Raw genomic sequence first — 3235 nt, forward strand, 5'->3', positions numbered from 1 at the left:
CCGAATGCCGGACGGCCACTTTGAACAAGTCGAAAAAATCTCATGTTCAACCTTATTTCCTAGAAAGTTTTACTCGTTCAAGGCCGAATTTGAAGTCTTTTCTGAACGAAACCCCCTACTATCTGTTGTCAAGGTTCAGTGTTTAGCTTGGTTATCGCTTTTTCCATTGTAGCTTAAAGCCGTCGTAAAACGACGGGGTTTTAACCCAAATTTTCGATAAGCTGTTGACTATCTAATTATACTAAATCCAGTTATTAAAGACTGATTATCTATTCCTCCTTTTGCATGAGTGCCTCTTGCATGAGTGCCTATCCTCATAAGTAGCCTATACTCAACAGATTTAGTATTAATACTATTGACTGAAAACGCAAATCCGATCACTGATCACTGACTCCTGACCGCGAAGGAGAGGATCTGGATCGATTGCAAGTCTGTGGAAAAGCTTAATTTGTTTTCCGCTTCACTTTTAGTTAACCTAAAGTGAATATCATGTAATCGTCCCAAGATTGATTAGTAAGGGTTCCATGTCAATTATTACCCATAGAACTAAGATCGTAGCCACGATCGGCCCTGCCAGTAATTCGCCGGAAGTCCTTAAGGAGATGATCGGTGCGGGGATGAATGTAGCGCGGCTAAACTTTTCCCACGGTAGCTACGAAGATCATGCGAGAGTTGTTAGCCTTTTACGGCAAATTTCTCAAGAATTAGACAATCCGATCACTCTCCTGCAAGATTTACAAGGTCCAAAAATTCGCGTTGGTAATCTCCCCAATGGTTCCATTACCATCAACAACGGCGATTATCTCACCCTTGTACCCATGGATGAGTATCGGGGAGAAGCGAACACCGTTGCGATCGATTATCCCTATCTGGCCGAGGAAGCACAGCTAGATGAGCAAATTCTCCTTGATGACGGCTTATTAGAGCTAAAAATCGTTGAAATTAACGGAAAAGACCTAAAATGTCAAGTGTTGGAGGGAGGAATTCTCAAAAGTCGCAAGGGAGTCAATCTACCCCGTCTCAATTTGCGCTTACCTTCCATGACCGAAAAAGACAAACAAGACCTAGAATTTGGTCTTTCTCAGGGGGTTGATTGGGTTTCCCTGAGTTTTGTTCGTAAAGGAGAAGATATCAAGGCGATTAAAGCATTTTTAGCCGAGAGAAATCATGCGGATGTGCCAGTGATAGCTAAAATTGAAAAACCGCAAGCGATCGAAAATTTGGAGTCAATTATCGAGGAATGTGACGGAATTATGGTGGCCCGGGGTGATTTGGGGGTAGAATTAAGTCCCGAAAAAGTCCCCATGTTGCAAAAACGCATTATCAAACTCTGCAACATGAAAACTATTCCCGTCATCACTGCCACCCAGATGTTAGAAAGCATGATTCACAATCCCCGACCGACTCGGGCCGAGGCTAGTGATGTGGCTAATGCGATTATCGATGGAACCGATGCGGTGATGTTATCGGGGGAATCAGCAGTGGGAGATTTTCCCGTCAAAGCTGTGGCTATGTTGGCCAAAATCGCCCATGATGTGGAAGCGGATGTGAAGTTTGATAATGTTCCCCCCAATGAGTCCGATGAAACTCACGCTCTCAGTGAGGCTTTAGTGGCGATCGATCAAACCCTTGATCTCCGTTATATTGTCACTTTTACCACTTCTGGCTACACTTCGCTACTGGCTTCTAAGGAACGTCCCTCGGTTCCCGTCATTGCCATGACTCCCAATAAACGAGTCTATCACCGTCTCAACCTAGTCTGGGGTGTGATCCCGATTCTTCTTGACCATCAGGTGTCTGTCTTTGAGGATGTGTTAAAGCAAACGGAATCAATTCTACTTCAGAAAAATCTAGCGCAATCGGGCGATAAAATCCTGATTATGGCGGGAATTCCCATGCAGAAAACTAAAGGCACTAATTTCCTCAAAATTCACACGATTTCGTAAGTTCTAGGATTCAGGGGTCAGTATTCAGGAGATAGGAGACAGGAGACGGGAGATAGGAGATAGGAGATTATTTCTATTTATTCTCCCCACACCCCACACCCCACACCCCACACCCCACACCCCACACCCCACTTCCCCCCGCAACGCGTACGAAGTGGTGTCCCCCACTTCCCCATCTCCCCATTCCCCACTTCCCCATTCCCCAAGAAAACCCATGTCAAAACTTGTATTAATTCGTCACGGCCAAAGTCTTTGGAATGCGGCCAATAAATTCACTGGATGGGTCGATGTTCCCTTGAGTGAACGCGGTCGTGCTGAAGCCATGATCGCTGCCTGTAAACTGAAAGAGGCCAATATCACCATCGATGTCTGTTTTACCAGTCTCCTAATTCGCACTATGGAAACGGCAATAATTTGTCTGACTGAGTGTGATGAAATTCGCGCCGGTAAAATCCCTATTTTTAAACACGATAGCGATGATCCTGATTGGCACGGCTGGGATCGGTACGATGGTGATCCCAGTCAGGAAATTCCGATTTTTCCCAGTCAGTCCATCGACGAGCGCTATTATGGTGATTTACAGGGTTTGAATAAAGCCGAAACTGCCGCTAAATTCGGAGAGGCACAGGTTAAGGAATGGCGTAGATCCTATTTTACCCGTCCTCCAGGAGGTGAAAGTTTAGAGGACACCGTCGCCCGGGTTGCACCCTTTTTTCAGAGTCGTATTCTCTCCCATATCCGACAGGGTGATAATGTCTTGGTGGCAGCCCACGGTAATTCCTTGCGGGCAATGATTATGACCTTAGAAAATCTTAGCCCAGAAGAAGTCCCCGGTTTGGAGTTAATCACGGGAGTTCCAATTGTCTATGATCTCGATAAGATGGGAAAAATTATTAGTAAGCAAATTCTGCCCTGATTTTTCCGTCTTCTTCCAAGCGCGCGAGGTCATTTTATGTTAAGTGGGTAGATGTTAAAAATTGTCAGACACCCCCCTTATTAAGGGGAAATTAAGGGGGGATTAAGGCGGGAGCCATCTTCAATTTAATTATAACCAGCTACTTATCCCCACACCCCACACCCCACGAAAAACTTTTTGCCGCAAACCCTAGATACAGATTTCGGGCGGTGGATTGGTTGTGATAGAGGTATAAATAGGGTCTGCTGAATAAATCTAAAAACCTTGTTGGGTAAGACTTTTAGACTTTTTGTCAATCAAAAAGTACCAGGCCTGGGAGTGATCAGGGGGAAAATTCAGGTACTTTTTCCCTGAAAATTAGGTAGTTGACCAC

General features: G+C 45.0%; 2 protein-coding genes. Both read left to right on the plus strand.

Annotated features, from left to right (window positions below; genetic code table 11):
* Positions 1-524 precede the first annotated feature (524 nt).
* Positions 525-1946, plus strand: coding sequence for a pyruvate kinase (gene pyk / locus IM322_RS18355; RefSeq protein ID WP_287674578.1), 1422 nt, complete (start codon positions 525-527; stop codon positions 1944-1946).
* 214 nt (positions 1947-2160) lie between these two features.
* Positions 2161-2862: a 2,3-bisphosphoglycerate-dependent phosphoglycerate mutase gene (locus tag IM322_RS18360; protein ID WP_286826101.1), complete on the plus strand. Its 702-nt coding sequence runs from the start codon at positions 2161-2163 to the stop codon at positions 2860-2862.
* Positions 2863-3235: the final 373 nt, after the last annotated feature.

Origin of the sequence: Microcystis sp. M109S1, from assembly GCF_020247025.1 — a bacterium.
Classification (GTDB): Bacteria; Cyanobacteriota; Cyanobacteriia; order Cyanobacteriales; family Microcystaceae; genus Microcystis.